We start from the raw sequence: 16,633 nt of genomic DNA on the forward strand, positions 1-16,633 counted from the left end.
GCCGTGCAAACCTCAGCCCCTCTTGCCGGCGCGCAGCCGGCGCGTCCCATCGACATCGCCCTGCTGGTCAGCGTCTTCGTGATCGCGGCCTGCGGCCTGCTTTACGAACTGGCTGCGGGTGCGCTGGCTTCCTATCTGCTGGGCGATTCGGTCCTGCAGTTCTCCACCATCATCGGCAGCTACCTGTTCGCCATGGGCATCGGCTCATGGCTTTCGCGCTATTTCGAGGACCATCTGCCCGCGCACTTTCTGCGCATCGAGCTGATGGTGGCCCTGGTCGGCGGCGCGCTGCCGGCCACGCTGTTCATTGCCAATGCCTACGCGCCCGGCGCGTTCCGCTTTCTGCTGTACGGCATGGTGCTGGTGGTGGGCACCCTGGTGGGGCTGGAGATTCCGCTGGTGATGCGCATCCTCAAGCGCAATGTGACGCTCAAGGACCTGGTGTCCCAGGTGCTGACCTTCGACTACCTGGGCGCGCTGGCCGTGTCGCTGGCATTTCCGCTGCTGCTGGTGCCCAAGCTGGGCCTGGTGCGCACAGGGCTGCTGTTCGGCTTCATGAATGCGGCGGTGGCGGTCTGGGCACTGCTGCTGTTTCGGCATGAGCTGCGGCGCCCGCGTGCCCATGCCCTGGCCTGCGCGGCCGTGCTGGCCCTGCTGGGCACGGGCATCTGGGGCGCCGACCATCTGACGCGCCTGGCCGACGACCATTTCTACCAGGACCGCATCGTGCTCTCCAGCAGCTCGCCCTACCAGCGCATCGTGGTGACGCAGGGGCGCCAGGGCGCGCGGCTGTACCTCAACGGCAACCTGCAGTTCGCCCAAAGCGACGAGTACCGCTACCACGAGGCCCTGGTCCACCCCGTGATGGCCGCGCATGGCGCGCCCAAGCGCGTGGCCGTGCTGGGCGGCGGCGACGGCATGGCCGTGCGCGAGGTGCTCAAGTACCCCTCGGTGGAGTCGGTCACCCTGGTGGAGCTGGACCCGGCCATGACGGACCTGTTCAAGGACAACGCCATGCTGCGCCGGCTCAACGGCGAAGCGCTCAGCGATGCGCGCGTGCACATCCTCAATACCGATGCCTTCCACTGGCTGCAGCAGGGCGGGGAGACCTTCGACGTGGTCATCGTCGATTTCCCTGACCCGACCAATTTCGCCATCGGCAAGCTGTTCACCAACAGCTTCTATGCCTTGCTGGACAAGCGCCTGGCGGCCAGCGGCTACGCCGTGGTGCAGACCACCTCGCCCCTGATCGCACGCAAGAGCTACTGGACCGTGGTGCAGACCATCGAATCCATCGGCCTGCAGGCCACGCCCTACCACGCGCATGTGCCCAGTTTTGGCGAATGGGGCTTCGTCATCGCCAGCCACCGGCCTTGGCGCGAGCCCGATGCCCTGCCTGCGGGCCTGCGCTTTCTGAGCGCGCAGACCATGGCGCTGATGTTCGACTTCCCGTTGGACATGGCGCGCGTTCCGGCCGAGGTCAATCGCCTGTCCAACCAGGTGCTGGTCAACACCTACGAGCGCGAATGGGGCAGGGTGGAGCGTTGAGCACCGGCCTCTCGCCCCTGTGGAGCCGGCGCCAATGGCTGCAGGGCCTGACCGGCGGTGCAGCCCTGGGCCTGGGCCTGTCCGGCTGCACGCCAACGCCACCGCAACTTGAAGACCTGCCCGGCGGATTCAGCGGCGTGGCGCTGGAGCGCGGCCATGCCTTGCGCGCGTTCTGGCAGCGCTTGGCCCAGGGCCTGGCGCTGCCGCCGCCGGCCGTGGTGCACCGTGCCAAGGTGGTGATTGCCGGCGGCGGCATGGCAGGACTGGCCGCCGCGCGCGCACTGGAGCTGGCGGGAGTGCAGGGCGTGGCCCTGCTGGACACGCAGCAGGCCATGGGCGGCAACAGCCAGGGCGGCAGCATTGCAGGCCTGCCCTGTCCGCTGGGTGCCCACTATCTGCCCCTGCCCGGCGACGATGCGGCCGAGGTGCAGGACTGGCTGGAGGCCCTGGGCCTGCGCCAGCGCCGCGCAGGCCGCTGGCAGTACGACGAGCGCCATCTGTGCCACAGCCCGCAGGAGCGCCTGTTCTGGCAGGGCGCCTGGCATGAGGGCCTGCTGCCCGTCGATGGCGTGGCATCGCGCACGCTGGAGCAGTACGAACTCTTTGCGCGCAGCGTGGCCCAGGAGATGGAGAGGGCGGCCTTTGCCATGCCGTCCATCCGTGTCTGGCAGCGCGAGGGCCGTCTGCCCGCCGCCCATGCCGCGCTGGATGGCCAGACCATGCAGGCCTGGCTGGTCCAGCAGGGCATCGATGATGCGCAACTGATCTGGTATCTGGAGTACTGCTGCCGCGACGACTTTGGCGCGGGCCTGGCGCGCGTATCGGCCTGGGCAGGCATTCACTATTTCGCCAGCCGCCATGGCTTCTCGGCCCCGCGCCGCCAGGACGAGCGCACGGACGAAGAGGCCGGCGACGCCGTGCTGACCTGGCCCCAGGGCAATGGCTGGCTGTCGCAGCAGCTGGTGGCGGGGTTGGCTGCCACCGACCTGCAGACGGATTGCAGCGTGCTATCCATTGCCGAAGGTGCCGACGGCGTGGAGATCGACGTCTACCACCATGGCCGCCAGCAGCACGAGCGCTGGCTGGCCGCGCGCTGCGTCGTGGCCCTGCCCAGCTTCATCGCGGCACGCGTGGTGCGCGATGCGCCGGATTTCCTGCGCGCGGTGGCGGTCCGGCTGGACTGGGCGCCCTGGCTGGTGGCCAACATCCATCTGCAGCGGCCGCTGGCCGACCGGCCCGGCGCCGATCCTGCCTGGGACAACGTGCTGTTTGCCGATCCGAATGCGGGCGGTCTGGGCTACGTGGACGCGGGCCACCAGGGCCTGGACCGGCTCACGCCCCGGCCCACGGTGCTCAGTTACTACCAGGCGCTGGGCGACTGGCCTGACGGGCGCGCGCAACTGCTGGGCCAGCCCTTCGGCTTCTGGCGGGACCGCATCGTCGGCAGCCTGCTCGTCCCCCATCCCGACCTGCTGCACAAGGCCACGCGCATGGAAATCACGCGCTACGGCCACGCCATGGCCATTCCCCGGCCTGGCGACCAGCAACTGCTCAGCCAGGTGGCGCTGCAGTCGCACCACCGGGGCCGCAGCGCGCAGTGCGCCGGCGAGCGCGTGGCCCTGCTGCCCACGCCGGGCACACGCCGCCTGTGGTTCGCGCATTCCGACTGGGCCGGCTACTCGGTGCTGGAAGAGGCCTTCACGCGCGGCCACCATGCGGGCCTGTGGGCCGGAGCGCGGACCTGAGGCTGCTCGCGGTGGCCACATGCGCGTGGCAGGCGCTTCAGATGTTGCCCGGCACCTGCACCATGCGGTACAGCGACTGGCTGCCGCGTGCGGCCAGCACGCCCAGCTGCGCCAGCGTGCGCGGGTCCAGCTCCAGCGTGATGGCGGCGCGCGCCAGTGCCGAGCGGATGCGGGGGCCGTCCTCGCCTTCATGGATGACGGGCGGGTAGAGGCTGGCGCCATCGGCGCCGATCACGCTGGCCACCAGCGGCGGCTGCGGCGGCTCGCCACGGCGCAGCACCACGGCGATGTCGCCGTTGTCCAGCCGCACATAGGTGCCCGGCGGGCACAGGCCCACGGCGCGCACCAGCGCGAAGCCCACCTCGTCGGAGTAGCGCTGCTGCTGGGTGAGCGCGCGCAGCGACTCGGCGGCGCTGCGGCCTTCGCGTGACTTGCGCGGGCTGATCAGGGCCGCGTAGCGGTCCACCGTGCCCAGGATGCGCACCAGGCGCTGCACCGGGGGCAGTGTGGCCAAGGGCTGCTGGGGCACGGCTTCATGGTGGCGGGCCACCAGTTCCAGCCACAGCGCGTCGTTGACGAACAGACGCGCCAGCAGGGCCTGGCTTTGCAGCGGATGGCGCTGCACGGCCTGCTGCTGGGCGGGGGTCAGCGGCTCGCGCTGCAGCGCCAGTTCGTCCTGCAGCGCGTTCATGCCGATGTTCATGGTAAGCGCGCCGCGTACCAGGGTGCGGTGCTCGGTCTCGTTCAGGCGCAGCTCGCGCGCCAGCACATGGCACAGGCAGGCGCAGACCAGGGCATGGGAGGCGCTGTAGCCCACGGTGGAGGAGCAGGCGCGCTGGAACATCAGGTACAGCGCGGCATCGCTGTCGTGGGCGATCAACTCCTGCAGCCACAGGTCGATCTGCTGCAGCTTGACCAGGAAGCCCTGCACCTGCAGCGGCGCGGACAGCAGCACGGACAGCGCGGCCTCCAGGTCGGACCACAGGCCCAGCAGGTCTTCGTAGGAATCGTCGGGGCGTCGGCTCATCGGTGGCGGGGTGCGGAAAGCGGGGCGCGTGCAGGCCGCATCAGCGCCGCTCCAGCACCATCTCGCTGCCCTGGCGGGTCATCTGGACGTGGGCCAGAAAGCTGTTTCCCAGCAGCACATAGGGCATGGCAAGAGGGGCGACCACGGCGTCCACGCCAAAGACCTCGACATCGCCCACGCGCACCGAGTCCAGCCGCAGGCTCCAGCCCTGGGCGTCGCCGTTGGCGGTGCGCATCATCACGGGCTGGCCCTTGAGAAAGGGCAGGCCCATGCGTTCGGCGTCGGACCGGCCTATGGCGACCGAGCTGGCGCCCGTGTCCACCATGTAGACCATGGTCTTGCCATTGATCTGGCCGCGTTCGATGAAATGGCCCCGGTTGTCGGCCTTGAGCACCACGCGCCGGCCAAGCGCGGGATCGCCCGCTGCCGCGCCCCGGCCGCCCAGGCTGATGGGCGCTTCGCCCAGGCGCAATGTCTGGCGGCGGCCCTTGATTTCCACCTCGGCCGTGTCGCCCGATACCTGCAGCACGCGCACGTCCTGCAGGCTGTCGCCGGCCGCCAAAGCGCGTGGCGTGCCGCCGTCGATGACCAGCAGGGCCTTGCTGCCCAGCACGCCGCGGAGTGCCACGGACTGCGCATTCGCCAGCGGCGGAAGCAGGGCGGCCACGCCGGCCAGGCTCAGAAGTACGGCACGCAGGTGGCGCATGGGGCTTGTGGTGCAGGGGCGGATGCCGGGCGATCAGTCGCGGAAGTTGTTGAAGGACAGGGGATGGTCGGCCAGGTCCTTGCGGATCAGGGCCATGGCCGCCTGCAGGTCGTCGCGCTTGGCGCCGGTGACGCGCACGGCGTCGCCCTGGATGGCGGCCTGCACCTTGAGCTTGCTGTCCTTGATCAGCTTTTGCAGCTTCTTGCCCAGCTCGGCCTCGATGCCGTTCTTGACCTTGATGGTCTGCTTGAGCTTGTCGCCGCCGATCTTCTGGGCCTTCTGGATGTCCAGGAAGCGCACGTCCACGCTGCGCTTGGTCAGCTTGTTGCGCAGGATGTCCTCGACCTGCTGCAGCTGGAAGTCGGCATCGCCGAACAGCGTGATTTCCTTGTCCTTGAGTTCGATGGCGGCCGAGGTGCCCTTGAAGTCGAAGCGCGTGCCGATTTCCTTGGCGGTGTTCTCCACGGCGTTCTTCACTTCGACGAAGTCGGCTTCGCACACGGTGTCAAAAGAAGGCATGGCAAATATTTCCTGTGAATGTTCTGAAAAAGTATCGCAGCGCGGGACCGGGCGATGCGGGCACGGTGCCGGAGGCGTGGGGACGCGGTGCGACAATCCGGCTGATGTTAGTCGAGAAAAATGTTCCGCTGCAGCATTGCAACAGCTTCGGCATCGCCGCCCGTGCCCACACCCTGGTGCGTGTGCGCAGCGATCAGGATATTCGCCATTTCCTGGCCGATCCTCTGTGGGGCCGCCAGCCCGTGTTCGTGCTGGGCGGCGGCAGCAACGTGGTGATCACGGGCGATGTCGATCCCGTGGTCCTCAAGATGGAGATAGCGGGCATGCGCCTGCTGCGCGAGACCGAGCGCCACTGGATCGTCGAGGCCGGTGCCGGCGAGCGCTGGCACGACCTGGTGGCCTGGACCCTGTCGCAGGGCTATGGCGGCCTGGAGAACATGGCGCTGATTCCCGGCACCGTGGGCGCATCGCCGGTGCAGAACATCGGCGCCTACGGGCTGGAGCTGCAGGACCGGTTCGAGTCGCTGGATGCCATCGACCTGGCCACGGGCGAGTCCTTCACGCTGGATGCCGCGCAATGCGCCTTCGGCTACCGCGACTCGGTGTTCAAGCACGCCCCGGCCGAACCCACGCCCGTGGCGCGGGCGCGCATGAGCGGCGTGCCGCCGCGCGGCATGGGCCTCAAGGGTCGCGCCGTGATCACGCGCGTGCGCCTGGCCCTGCCCAAGGACTGGAAGCCCGGCCTGGGCTACCTGGACCTGCAGCGCCGCCAGGCCGAGGCCGGCGTGGCCGAGCCCACGGCCCGCCAGATCTTCGACTGGGTCTGCGAGATCCGCCGCGCCAAGCTGCCCGACCCGGATCAGATCGGCAACGCCGGCAGCTTCTTCAAGAACCCGACGGTGACGCCCGAGCAGTGCGCCGACATCATTGCGCGCGAGCCCAAGATCGTGCACTACCCCATGGACGACGGCTCCATCAAGCTGGCCGCCGGCTGGCTGATCGATGCCTGCGGCTGGAAGGGCAAATCCATGGGCCGCGCCGGGGTGTATGACAAGCAGGCCCTGGTGCTGGTCAACCGGGGCGACCGGCACAGCGTGGACCGCAGCGTCACCGGCGGCGAGGTCATGACGCTGGCCGGCGCGATACAGACCAGCGTCTACGAGCGATTCGGCATCCGCCTGGAGCCCGAGCCCGTCGTGGTCTGATCGATCGACGGCCTCAAGAAAACAGCGGCCCGCAGACCATGGAGGCCTGCGGGCCGCTTTGCTTGCTTTGTATCAGCGCTTCAGTGCTTCAGCGCATCAGTGGGCGGAGTGGCTGCTGCGCCAGCTCATGTAGTCCTTGTCGGTCATCAGCACCCATAGCGCCAGCACCATGACCACCACGCCGGACACCACGGCATTGCGCATGGCATCCATCTGGCCCGCATAGCCCAGCACCCAGGGCGAGATCACCATCCACAGTCCCAGCAGGCCTTCGGTCCATTCCTCGCACGCGCGGGGCATGAAGATGGCCCCCAGCGCAGCGGCAATCAGCGCCAGGCCGATGACCACGCCATTGGCCGTGGGCGCCATCTGGTCCTGGAACCCGAGCACCCAGGGCGAGACCGCCAACCAGGCTCCCAGCAGGACATTGATCGGGTCCTGCCAATGCTTCATGTATTTCATGGCTGCACCTCCTGCCGCCACGAAGAATGAGGGCGGCAACTCGTTGGATCAAGGCCGCGGCATGCAGGTTCCATGAGGATTTTTGTGAAAGTGCCTGCTTACCAGGGCATCTCGCCCTTGTTCACCTTGGCGCCAATGTCCAGCGACAGCGCCATGCCGGCCTGCGGGTAGGCCTGCTTCATGGCGCCGATCAGCTCGGCACTGTTTGCGGCCTTGGCGGCGGTGGCCTCGAAACGCTGGAGATAGTCGCGTGTATAGGCGATGGCGCTGGCGTCCATGGCGGTGCCGGCCTGCATGTGGCCGGGCACGACGACGGCGGGCTTGAGGGCCTGCATCTCGTCCAGCTGCGCCAGCCAGGCCTTGCGCTCGGCGCTCTTTTGCGTGTCCGCCGTCCAGACATGCAGGTTGCCGAACACGCCCACGTTGCCGACGATGGCCTGCAGCGCAGGCACCCAGACATAGGGGCGGTGGGCCAGCGGGCCGGTGGTGCCGCGCAGCTCCAGCGTCTGGCCGTCCACGGTCACCGTATTGCCCTGCAGGGCCTCGGGCAGCACGGGATGGCTGGGGGCGTTGGCGCCCATCTTGGGGCCCCAGAAGGCCAGCTTGCCCTGCAGCTTGGACTCGATCTTCTCGCGCACGGCGGGCGTGGCCACGACCTTGGCCTGCGGGAACAGGTTCTTGAGCACCTCGGCGCCGAAGTAGTAGTCGGGGTCGGCATTGCTGATGAGGATGGTGGTCAGCTGCTTGCCGCTGTCCAGCACATTGGCGGCAATGCGCAGGCCGTCGGCGCGGGTGAAGCCGCTGTCCACGACCACGGCCTCCTTGGCGCCGGTGATCAGGGTGGAGGTCACGGCAAAGCTGTGTTCGTCGGCCTGGTAGACCTTCATCTGCAGCGGGGCGGGCGCCTGGGCATGGGACAGGCCGGCCGACAGGGCCAGGGTGAGCGAAAGCACGGTGGTGCGAAGCATGTCGATTTCCTTTGAAAAAAGCACAAGACAGAAAACGGGTGGCAGCGCCGTGCTGCCATGGGTGGTACTTTAGTTTTTGAAATCGAGCAGATAAACCGCAGAATATGCGCTTGTTTGTTGCAGAAATAGAGCAGATCCATGGACCGATTGCTGGCGATGCAGGTGTTTGCCACGGTGGCCGAATGCGGCAGCTTCACGGCGGCGGCCGAGCGGCTGGACCTGTCGCGTGCCATGGCCACGCGGCATGTGGAGTCGCTGGAGCAGTGGCTGGGCGCGCGCCTGCTGCACCGCACCACGCGCCGCGTCTCGCTCACCGATGCCGGTGCGCAGTGCCTGCGCTACAGCCAGCAGATGCTGGCCCTGGCCGATGAGGTGCAAAGCGAAATGCGCACGGGCGACAGCCAGCTGCGCGGCCTGCTGCGCGTGACCTGCAGCATGTCCTTCGGCCATGCGCAGATGGCGCCGGCCATTGCGCAGTTCATGCGGCAGCACCCGCACCTCAAGATCGACCTGCTGGTGGACGACGGCGCGCTGGACCTGGTGCAGCAGCGCATCGACCTGGCCATACGCATCAGCGCCGACCCGGGCGCCGCACTCATCGGCCGGCCGCTGGCCGTGTGCGAATCGGTGTTGGTGGCCTCGCCTGCCTACCTGGACGCGGCAGGGCGGCCGCAGACACCGGCCCAGTTGCAGGCCCACCGCTGCCTGGGCCATATGCGCGTGGGCCGCAATGTCTGGCAATTGGCGCGGCGCGACGACGAAAGCGATGAGCAGCAGATCGCCGTCACCACCTGGTTCAACGCCAACGAAGCCACCGTGCTGGCCGCCGCTGCCGTCGAGGGTGCGGGCATCGCCTTCCAGCCCACCTACCTGGTCCAGCCCATGCTGCAGGCCGGCCAGTTGGAGCTGGTGCTGCCGGACTGGCGCCCGCAGCCGCTGACCGTGCATGCGCTGTACAGCTCGCGCCGCCACCTGCCGGTGGCCGTGCGCGCGCTGCTGGATTTTCTCGTGCAGCGCTTCGAGGGCGCGCGCTGGTAGCGAGGGCGTAAAAAAAGCCGCCTTGCGGCGGCTCTTGGCAATCTGCGGCAGGGCGCCGCAGAGTGGCTTATTCCTTGCCGCCCAATTGGGGCAGGGCGGTGCTGGTGCCCAGCGACAGCAGGCCGGCCTTGGAGTAGATGGCCAGCTTGTCGCGCGTGTCCATCAGGTCCAGGTTGCGCATGGTCAGCTGGCCAATGCGGTCGGCGGGGCTGAAGGGCGCGTCCTCGACCTTTTCCATCGACAGGCGCTCGGGAGCGTAGGTCAGGTTGGGCGATTCGGTGTTCAGGATGGAGTAGTCGTTGCCGCGGCGCAGTTCCAGCGTCACGGTGCCGGTCACGGCGCGGGCCACCCAGCGCTGGGCGGTTTCGCGCAGCATGATGGCCTGCGGGTCGAACCAGCGGCCCTGGTACAGCAGGCGGCCCAGGCGCAGGCCGTTGATGCGGTACTGCTCGATGGTGTCCTCGTTGTGGATGCCGGTCACCAGGCGCTCGTAGGCGATGTGCAGCAGGGCCATGCCGGGGGCTTCGTAGATGCCGCGGCTCTTGGCTTCGATGATGCGGTTCTCGATCTGGTCGCTCATGCCCAGGCCGTGGCGGCCGCCGATGCGGTTGGCTTCCAGGAACAGCTCCACGGGGTCGGCGATTTCCTTGCCGTTGATGGCCACGGGGCGGCCTTCGTCAAAGGTCACCGACACTTCCTCGGCCTTGACCTCGACCTCGGGCTTCCAGAACGCCACGCCCATGATGGGGTTGACGATGCGGATGCCGCTGTTCAGGAACTCCAGGTCCTTGGCCTCGTGCGTGGCGCCCAGCATGTTGCTGTCGGTCGAGTAGGCCTTCTCGGCGCTCATCTTGTAGCCGAAGCCTTCCTTGGTCATGAAGGCCGACATCTCGGCGCGACCGCCCAGCTCGTCGATGAAGGTCTGGTCCAGCCAGGGCTTGTAGATCTTCAGCGCGGGGTTGGTCAGCAGGCCGTAGCGGTAGAAGCGCTCGATGTCGTTGCCCTTGAAGGTCGAGCCGTCACCCCAGATGTTGACGTCGTCTTCCTTCATGGCGGCCACCAGCATGGTGCCGGTCACGGCACGGCCCAGGGGCGTGGTGTTGAAGTAGGTGATGCCGCCCGTGGAGATGTGGAAGGCGCCGGCCTGGATGGCGGCAATGCCTTCGCCGGCCAGCTGCGAGCGGCAGTCGATCAGGCGGGCCTGCTCGGCGCCGTACTCCATGGCCTTGCGGGGGATTTCGTCGTAGTCGGCCTCGTCGGGCTGGCCCAGGTTGGCCGTGTAGGCGTAGGGCAGGGCGCCCTTGTTCTTCATCCAGCGCAGGGCAGCGCTGGTGTCCAGGCCGCCCGAGAAGGCGATGCCGACCTTCTGGCCGACGGGAACGTTTTGCAGGATGGTTTCCATACGATGCTTCTCTCAATAACGATGGCGGCTGGCGTGCGGGACGCGGCTGCCGGAAAACACGGAAGGCGCCTGGGCGCCGTCAGGTCGAATGCGTCGGTCTGCTCAGGCGCTTAGGCGTAGTGGCAGATGTAGTGGTAGGCCTCGGTCACGCGGATGTCGAACTTGGAGTTCGCAGGCACCTGGAAGGACTCGCCGGCCTTGGAGGTGAGCCACTGGTCCGAACCGTCGAGCTTGTACTCGCAGGAGCCGGCCACGCATTCCATGATCTCGGCAGCGGCCGTACCGAAGGTCAGCTGGCTGGGCAGCACCACGCCGGCAGACTTCTTCGTGCCATCGGCCAGCGTGAAGCCGTGGCTGATGCATTTGCCGTCGAAATAGACATTGGCCTTGGTGGTCAGGGTGATGCCAGAGATGGTTTCGGTGGTCATGGAAGCTGGGCAGAGGGTGGACTAAATCGCCCATTTTAGGCCAGCACCCGGCCGCTGCCCGTACGTGCTGGCCGCCGCCATGCAAAAAGCCCCTTGTCGGGGCTTGCGGGGCGAGCGCATGGCGGCCTCAGCGGCGCCAGCCATGGCGGTAGCCGCCGCGCCAGCCGTGATAGCTGGGGCGCGAGGCGTAGTACACGCCGGCAGCAAGGGCTGCACCAATCACCACGGGCGCCACATAGTCACCGGCCGAATACACCGGTTGCACCGGCTGGGCCGGGTAGTAACCACCGCCGTAGTAATTGTTTTCATAGACCACGGGCGGCGGCACGGGCGTGGTGGAGTACGCGGCCTGGGGCGGCTGGTTGGTGCTGTAGTAACCATTGCTGCCGTAGGCGCCGCTGTTGGCTGCGGGCTGCACGCTCAGTGCAATCCAGTCGCCAGGCGGCGTGGCGGTCCGCGTCGTGTAGTTGCGGCCCGCGTACTCATAGACCACGTCGTAGGCCACGGCGCGGTTCTGGTAGTAGGTCTGGGTGGTGCAGTTGCGCACCGTCTGGTATTGGGGCTGCTGTCCCGAGGCTTCCGCCTGGTTGCCCAGCATGGCGCCGCCAATCACGCCGGCTGCCGTGGCCGCAGCGCGTCCGCCGCCGTGGCCAATGGCGTTGCCCACCACGCCGCCCGCCAGCGCACCCAGCACGGCGCCCGCGCCCGAAGTGCTGCGCTGGCCCGAGTAGACGTTCTCATCGCGGCAGACCTGCTGGGGCACGGCCACCTGTTGCGTCACCGGGGTCACGGAAAGCACCCGGCCTTGCTCCTGGGCCAGGGCTACGGTGGCGGTCGTGGCCGCCAGCGTCAAAAGAACCAGGGATTTCATGATTGCACTCCTGTTGCGCTGGCGGTACTTCCTGCCAGGCTCCATGCAAGTGTATTCCTCGGGCCCGAAAAGCAGTTTGCGGCCGCGTAAATCCACGTAATAAGCTGTTCCAGGCTTGACGGCAGTGTTAGCGCTTGCCCTCGTGGGCCAGCTCTGCCCAGGTATCGGGCGCAAAACCCACGGTGATGCGTCCCTGCGGCCATTGGACGACCGGGCGCTTGATGACGCTGGGCTGCTGCTGCATGAGGGCTGCGGCACCGGCCGCATCCTGGGCGCCGGCCTGGGTGTCGGCGTCGAGCTTGCGCCAGGTCGTGCCCTGGCGGTTGAGCAGCTTTTCCCAGCCCACGGCCTGCATCCAGGCGGGCAGTTGTGCGGAAGGGACGCCCTGTTTCTTGAAGTCGTGGAATTCGTAGGCGATGCCCTGGTCGGCAAGCCAGGCGCGGGCCTTCTTGACGGTGTCGCAGTTGGATATTCCGTAAACTGTCACTAAGTTATTGATTTTGCTCATTTTGTGAAATTGCTTTGTACTGAAAATTTGTGAAATATGTGGTTTTTTCACAAAAAATACCAATAACAGAAGGAGTAAAGTTTACTAAATCGCTCTGGTATTTTTGCGTAGAGGTTGTCAATTGCGGCTATTGTGAGATGTATCAGGAAGTATTTTTATAGAGAATTTATAAATGAAGCAAATAGGTTTTGATAACAAATTTGTTCTTTTATGCCAAGAGGCATATCTCACAAAGAACACGATACTTTCTGGCTTTGATTTTTTACTAAAGGCAAATTTTTACCAAGAAAAAGATGGATATTTTTATTCAGCCTTTTTTAATTTGTCAATTGGATTTGAAAGACTGCTTAAGCTCGCTGTTGTAACGGATTACATGTTGAGCAACGAGTACAAGACACCAACCATAAAACATTTAAAAAAATGCTTTGGGCATGATGTAAATGAATTATATCTATCGGTTTTAAATATAAAAGGAAAATATTCTAAATCACATCAAAAGACTTTATTGGGAAGTGATGATGCTTTGTTGAAATTTTTGTCAGAATATGCCAAGGATACAAGGTACTTCAATCTTAATGAAGTATGTGAGGAGAAATTCGATAGGAGCCCGTTGTATAAGTGGCTGGACATAGCAAGGGCTATATATGAGGAAAATACAAAGCCCTATATCAGGCAAAAAACCGCCATGGATTTGATGTATAAGATGGACTCTATGGGCTATCAGAATGGATTTACCCGTCAATTGGATGAAGGTGGGCATCCGATGATGGTTTATGACATTCTCCATCGTCAATATGTAATAGAAAAGAGTGCTCCTTTGGTTGTGTGGAGATTAATTGAATTGTTTAGGCCAGTTCATTACATATTGATGGGGATGTCTGAAAAAGCAAGTGAGTACGAGACCTCAAAGAACTATAAAACGATGGTTGTTCCTCATTATGAAGATTTTTTCTATTTCTTTCTCGCAAACAAAGATGCAATTAAGAGGAGAAAGAATTGGCTTGGAATTTTTAAATGATGAAAAGGTCATGGATTTGAGAAACAAGTCCATGACCCCCAGCCCTGGGGGCCCCTGGATAGGTTGGAGAAAAAACTTTTAAAATTTAGAAAAATGCGGCAAAATGTGTGTGTTCTAAATTTTTACGGATGTATAAAAGATGGCTAAAGAACTGACACTCGCAGAACTTCAGAAGCAGATTGCAGAACTGCAAGCTAAAGAACAAGAAATCATTCAAGCTGAAAAAGCTACTGTTGTTGAAGAAATTAAGGCAAAGATTGCACAGTACAAACTTACCTTTGAAGAACTTGGGTTCAAGGCTCCAGTCGTTGCAATGCCTGAAAAGTCAAGCAACAAAGGCAAATCAAATACTACTCTTGTTCCTGTTTATCGCAATAAAGAAAATCAAAAAGAAACTTGGCATGGTAGCAAAGGTCGTTTACCTCTCTGGCTTCAAGCTATCTTGAAAGAATTGCAAAAGACTAATCCAGAAGCTGGAAACCCAGAGTTGAAGCAATGGCTTGATGAAAACGGTTATAAAATTTAAACGGAGGTCGTTATGAATTTGCATGCATTGGATTACATAAATAAGAATTGTGTAGAGGTGTTGGAGCAAGCCTCAAAAGATAGCGGTGTTAATGAAGCAATGATTAAAGGTGTTGCTTTGTTTGCTGTCGCCAATGGATATGATAAATTGTCTCAGAATCAAAAATATCACTTTGATGAGACAATAAGACCTTTGATTGAGAATGTCCAGTGCTCTGGGTTTTATAATCCTTATTCTGGTGACAGAGTAGACTGCTCTGCAGTTTTGCCGGATGAAAATTTGATTGCTTATTATGGGCATGATGAAACATATTGCGAAAGTTGCCAGTCCGAAGCAGATTACATGGCCAACAGAAGAGAGCAGATAGAACGAGAATAATTGTTCTTGAATATGAAAGCCCCAGTGATGGGGCTTTTTTTATTTTCAAATTGACTCCTTTATTATATTTGCTATATATAAATAGTAACTATAGCAAAAGGAGGGAATTTATGAATGAAAAAGAAAAAGCGGGAAGACTGGGTGGGTTGGCAAGAAGCAAAGGATACAAAGAAAAGAAGAGAAAAGCTCAAGAGCTATATATAACAAAGCCTTTTTTAACTGTTTCTGATATAGCTAAAGAAGTTGGTATGTGTGAAGTTTCTATATTTAGATTGACTAAAAATTACAATATAAAAGCTTTAAGATTTTCTAGAGTATTTGAAGATAGCAAAAAAATATCAATGCTAACAGATGAAGAGTTTGATAAATTGTTGAATATGAATAATTTAAAGCTCCAATAAATAAAGCCCCTAGGGGCTTTTTTCTTTTATGGCTTTATCTTGTTCAACTGCTTTAGTCTGTCGTTATGTTGTTGCAATAACATTTGTTCTTTTTTGACTTGTAAAGCAAGCAATTGGGTGTGTAGCTGTGCTCGTCTTGCTGGGTTCTTCTCGTTGTTCATTTGTGCCTTTACCGAAGCTATCTGACTATCTATTGAACTTGTACCACCAGAAGAACCACCACCAGAACCAGAGGGAGAGCCACCAGAACGGCCTAGGTTCGTTTTTTCTTGCTTGGTTGATGGGTTGCCATGGGTAGAGCTAGAAAACTCAACTGAACTCGTTTTAGAGGGTTGAGGGTCGGAAACCTGTTCCCCAAAGGGGACTTTATGCTGTGCCATAGGCACCTTGGGCATGAGGTTTTTTATATCGTTTCTTTGTGTTTTACCTTTGAAATTTAAGGCTCTACTCTTATAGCTTGGTGGATTGATGTAGTTCTTAAGATTGTAATTAGTTCTAGCTTTTACCCCATTGTTTAAGCTAGTGCTTATCTTCAAGATTTCATCAGGATTAAGTTTTGTAGGCTGATTGCTTGCCTGTTTTAACATGTCTCTATAGTCTGCCTTTGCTGTAAATGCTGGGCCTTTTAGTCTTATGGGCTTGGTTTTTCCTGTTGGAATAACAGAAATAAAGTCCTCGCCAATCCTTGACACTTTCCACTTTAAATTGTGCTGTAAATGTCTTAAAAGGTCGGCTCTGTTGTGTATCTCATTAGCTTTGACTTTTTCCACAAGATAAGATGAGATTTTTTCTTTTCTTGTTCCCTTTTCAAAAGTATCAAACTGAGCTTTAAGCAAGCTAGGGACTACTTGTTTAAACCCTAGTTTATCATTCTGAAGTTTTTGAAAATCTTCAAAAAGCTTCTGTGATTGCCTACCAGGTGGAGCGATGTTAAAAGCTTTGCCTGTTGTTGCTTCTTGTTTGGGTGCTAAGAAATGGAGTTCAATGTTTCCCTCGTTTCTGTGCATAACCCACAAGACAGGGACATTGTTTTCATCTAAGCCAGGTAGAAAAGTTTTCCTAAAATCTTGAATGACTTCTTGTATTTGCTTGGGTTTTAATTTTTCGTTATCACGGAAAGCAATTACACCGGATGTATATTTGTTGGCTCTGTGGTTTGAGTCAATTAAAAAAGCTACTGCATCCTTAGACCCTTCAGAAGTCAACAACTGGTTAAGTTCAACAGGGGCAGGCTCTCGGGGTTTTCCGTCCTTGTCTTTCCCTAGCAGGTATGAAATAGGACCACGGCTTGACCCTTTTCCTACATTTTTAAATATCTTGATTAGCATTGTTTGCCTCCCTTGTGTACTGTCCTTTTTTTAGGGATTTAAATGCTTTGAAGTTATCAAGAAAATCATCAACCAAATTTGCTAAGGCTTCGCCTTTGTTTGCTCTGTGTGCAAGCTGATTTAAATTAACCCCAATTTTGTGAAGCTCGTTTAATAGCTTTACGTGTTCAATATTGTTTGTCTTTGCTATTTGACTATTTCCATATAGCAAGCTATCACGACAATACTTAGCTGTTGATGTTCTCTTTAATTTTGCTTGCTCTTCTAGCTTGTTGAATTCATCTTCATCAACTCGGATATGTAGTTGCCTATCTCTTATTTTTCCAAGTTCTTTACTTTGTCCTGTTCTTTTTTTCTGTGTCATTGTTCTGAGTCCTCTATATCGCTAGTGTCTGTTTTTATATCCTTTCGTATTTGGACAATTAATAAATAAAATACCGCAATTGCCATTGTGATAGCTATAAAAATCAGAATATTATTAGCTAAATCAACAACCTCTTTTATTTCTTGAACACTCATCTTTTGCACTCCTTTTTTTTGTTGTTATGGTGCCCC

The 16,633-nt window shown here is 59.7% G+C and carries 20 protein-coding genes; 8 read left to right on the forward strand and 12 right to left on the reverse strand.

The features are described 5' to 3' along the window. Positions 1 to 3 precede the first annotated feature (3 nt). Positions 4 to 1,548: a polyamine aminopropyltransferase gene (locus KDK82_RS05075; RefSeq protein WP_013801576.1), complete on the forward strand. Its 1,545-nt coding sequence runs from the start codon at positions 4 to 6 to the stop codon at positions 1,546 to 1,548. After that, a complete protein-coding gene (locus KDK82_RS05080; protein WP_088164173.1) occupies positions 1,527 to 3,293 on the forward strand; it encodes an NAD(P)-binding protein in 1,767 nt (588 codons plus the stop codon). Before KDK82_RS05075 ends, KDK82_RS05080 begins: the two co-directional genes overlap by 22 nt. A 37-nt stretch (positions 3,294 to 3,330) precedes the next feature. On the opposite strand, the gene KDK82_RS05085 is transcribed toward KDK82_RS05080, so the two are convergent. The 3 genes from KDK82_RS05085 to KDK82_RS05095 are packed head-to-tail and all read right to left on the reverse strand — an operon-like array spanning position 3,331 to position 5,545. Then, positions 3,331 to 4,320: an HD-GYP domain-containing protein gene (locus KDK82_RS05085; protein WP_088164174.1), complete on the reverse strand. Its 990-nt coding sequence runs from the start codon at positions 4,318 to 4,320 to the stop codon at positions 3,331 to 3,333. Between the two features lie 40 nt (positions 4,321 to 4,360). Next, positions 4,361 to 5,026, reverse strand: a complete 666-nt coding sequence (locus tag KDK82_RS05090; protein ID WP_088164175.1) for a TIGR02281 family clan AA aspartic protease — start codon at positions 5,024 to 5,026, stop codon at positions 4,361 to 4,363. A gap of 33 nt (positions 5,027 to 5,059) precedes the next feature. Continuing rightward, on the reverse strand, positions 5,060 to 5,545 hold the full coding sequence (locus KDK82_RS05095) for a YajQ family cyclic di-GMP-binding protein (protein WP_012206580.1): 486 nt from the start codon (positions 5,543 to 5,545) through the stop codon (positions 5,060 to 5,062). Positions 5,546 to 5,649: 104 nt separating this feature from the next. Here KDK82_RS05095 and murB point away from each other — a divergent pair, with 104 nt between their 5' ends. After that, the gene (gene murB, locus KDK82_RS05100; protein WP_088164176.1) at positions 5,650 to 6,750 is read left to right on the forward strand and encodes a UDP-N-acetylmuramate dehydrogenase; all 1,101 of its coding nucleotides are present in this window, start codon (positions 5,650 to 5,652) and stop codon (positions 6,748 to 6,750) included. 96 nt (positions 6,751 to 6,846) lie between these two features. Here the strand turns inward: murB and KDK82_RS05105 are convergent, their stop codons facing one another. Both KDK82_RS05105 and KDK82_RS05110 read right to left on the reverse strand, forming a co-directional pair. After that, complete coding sequence (locus KDK82_RS05105) at positions 6,847 to 7,212, reverse strand: SPW repeat protein (protein WP_088164177.1); 366 nt, start codon at positions 7,210 to 7,212, stop codon at positions 6,847 to 6,849. A 98-nt stretch (positions 7,213 to 7,310) separates the two neighbouring features. Then, on the reverse strand, positions 7,311 to 8,180 hold the full coding sequence (locus tag KDK82_RS05110; protein ID WP_088164178.1) for an MBL fold metallo-hydrolase: 870 nt from the start codon (positions 8,178 to 8,180) through the stop codon (positions 7,311 to 7,313). Between the two features lie 138 nt (positions 8,181 to 8,318). Here KDK82_RS05110 and KDK82_RS05115 point away from each other — a divergent pair, with 138 nt between their 5' ends. After that, the gene (locus KDK82_RS05115) at positions 8,319 to 9,218 is read left to right on the forward strand and encodes a LysR family transcriptional regulator (RefSeq protein WP_088164179.1); all 900 of its coding nucleotides are present in this window, start codon (positions 8,319 to 8,321) and stop codon (positions 9,216 to 9,218) included. A gap of 67 nt (positions 9,219 to 9,285) precedes the next feature. Here the strand turns inward: KDK82_RS05115 and argG are convergent, their stop codons facing one another. The 4 genes from argG to KDK82_RS05135 form a co-directional block, all read right to left on the reverse strand. After that, positions 9,286 to 10,620 (reverse strand): argininosuccinate synthase, encoded by a 1,335-nt coding sequence (argG, locus tag KDK82_RS05120; RefSeq protein ID WP_013801583.1) that lies wholly within the window; start codon positions 10,618 to 10,620, stop codon positions 9,286 to 9,288. Positions 10,621 to 10,730: 110 nt separating this feature from the next. Next, positions 10,731 to 11,048: a pyrimidine/purine nucleoside phosphorylase gene (locus KDK82_RS05125; RefSeq protein WP_012206574.1), complete on the reverse strand. Its 318-nt coding sequence runs from the start codon at positions 11,046 to 11,048 to the stop codon at positions 10,731 to 10,733. Between the two features lie 127 nt (positions 11,049 to 11,175). Next, positions 11,176 to 11,919 carry a glycine zipper 2TM domain-containing protein gene (locus KDK82_RS05130; RefSeq protein ID WP_034395864.1) on the reverse strand — a complete coding sequence of 248 codons (744 nt, stop codon included), beginning with the start codon at positions 11,917 to 11,919 and terminating at the stop codon, positions 11,176 to 11,178. Between the two features lie 127 nt (positions 11,920 to 12,046). Further along, the gene (locus KDK82_RS05135) at positions 12,047 to 12,427 is read right to left on the reverse strand and encodes an ArsC family reductase (RefSeq protein WP_088164180.1); all 381 of its coding nucleotides are present in this window, start codon (positions 12,425 to 12,427) and stop codon (positions 12,047 to 12,049) included. A 172-nt stretch (positions 12,428 to 12,599) separates the two neighbouring features. Here KDK82_RS05135 and KDK82_RS05140 point away from each other — a divergent pair, with 172 nt between their 5' ends. The 4 genes from KDK82_RS05140 (at position 12,600) to KDK82_RS31720 (ending at position 14,750) form a co-directional block, all read left to right on the forward strand. Next, positions 12,600 to 13,445 carry a hypothetical protein gene (locus KDK82_RS05140; RefSeq protein WP_088164181.1) on the forward strand — a complete coding sequence of 282 codons (846 nt, stop codon included), beginning with the start codon at positions 12,600 to 12,602 and terminating at the stop codon, positions 13,443 to 13,445. A 139-nt stretch (positions 13,446 to 13,584) separates the two neighbouring features. Then, a complete protein-coding gene (locus KDK82_RS05145) occupies positions 13,585 to 13,971 on the forward strand; it encodes an H-NS family nucleoid-associated regulatory protein (protein ID WP_088164182.1) in 387 nt (128 codons plus the stop codon). Between the two features lie 12 nt (positions 13,972 to 13,983). Beyond that, the gene (locus tag KDK82_RS31715) at positions 13,984 to 14,349 is read left to right on the forward strand and encodes a hypothetical protein (protein WP_143343385.1); all 366 of its coding nucleotides are present in this window, start codon (positions 13,984 to 13,986) and stop codon (positions 14,347 to 14,349) included. A 110-nt stretch (positions 14,350 to 14,459) separates the two neighbouring features. Then, entirely contained in the window at positions 14,460 to 14,750 is a 291-nt protein-coding gene (locus tag KDK82_RS31720; RefSeq protein ID WP_143343386.1) for a hypothetical protein, read from the forward strand. A 26-nt stretch (positions 14,751 to 14,776) separates the two neighbouring features. Here KDK82_RS31720 and KDK82_RS31725 read toward each other — a convergent pair whose 3' ends face one another. The 3 genes from KDK82_RS31725 to KDK82_RS32610 are packed head-to-tail and all read right to left on the reverse strand — an operon-like array spanning position 14,777 to position 16,597. Then, positions 14,777 to 16,078 carry a relaxase/mobilization nuclease domain-containing protein gene (locus KDK82_RS31725; RefSeq protein ID WP_143343387.1) on the reverse strand — a complete coding sequence of 434 codons (1,302 nt, stop codon included), beginning with the start codon at positions 16,076 to 16,078 and terminating at the stop codon, positions 14,777 to 14,779. Continuing rightward, positions 16,059 to 16,442 carry a plasmid mobilization relaxosome protein MobC gene (gene mobC / locus KDK82_RS05150; protein WP_088164183.1) on the reverse strand — a complete coding sequence of 128 codons (384 nt, stop codon included), beginning with the start codon at positions 16,440 to 16,442 and terminating at the stop codon, positions 16,059 to 16,061. Before mobC ends, KDK82_RS31725 begins: the two co-directional genes overlap by 20 nt. Next, positions 16,439 to 16,597 (reverse strand): hypothetical protein, encoded by a 159-nt coding sequence (locus tag KDK82_RS32610; RefSeq protein WP_179217849.1) that lies wholly within the window; start codon positions 16,595 to 16,597, stop codon positions 16,439 to 16,441. The genes mobC and KDK82_RS32610 overlap by 4 nt, the downstream gene beginning before the upstream one ends. Between the last annotated feature and the right edge of the window lie 36 nt (positions 16,598 to 16,633).

The sequence above is a fragment of the Delftia sp. K82 genome (assembly GCF_002193035.1).
Classification (GTDB): domain Bacteria; phylum Pseudomonadota; class Gammaproteobacteria; order Burkholderiales; family Burkholderiaceae_C; genus Comamonas; species Comamonas acidovorans.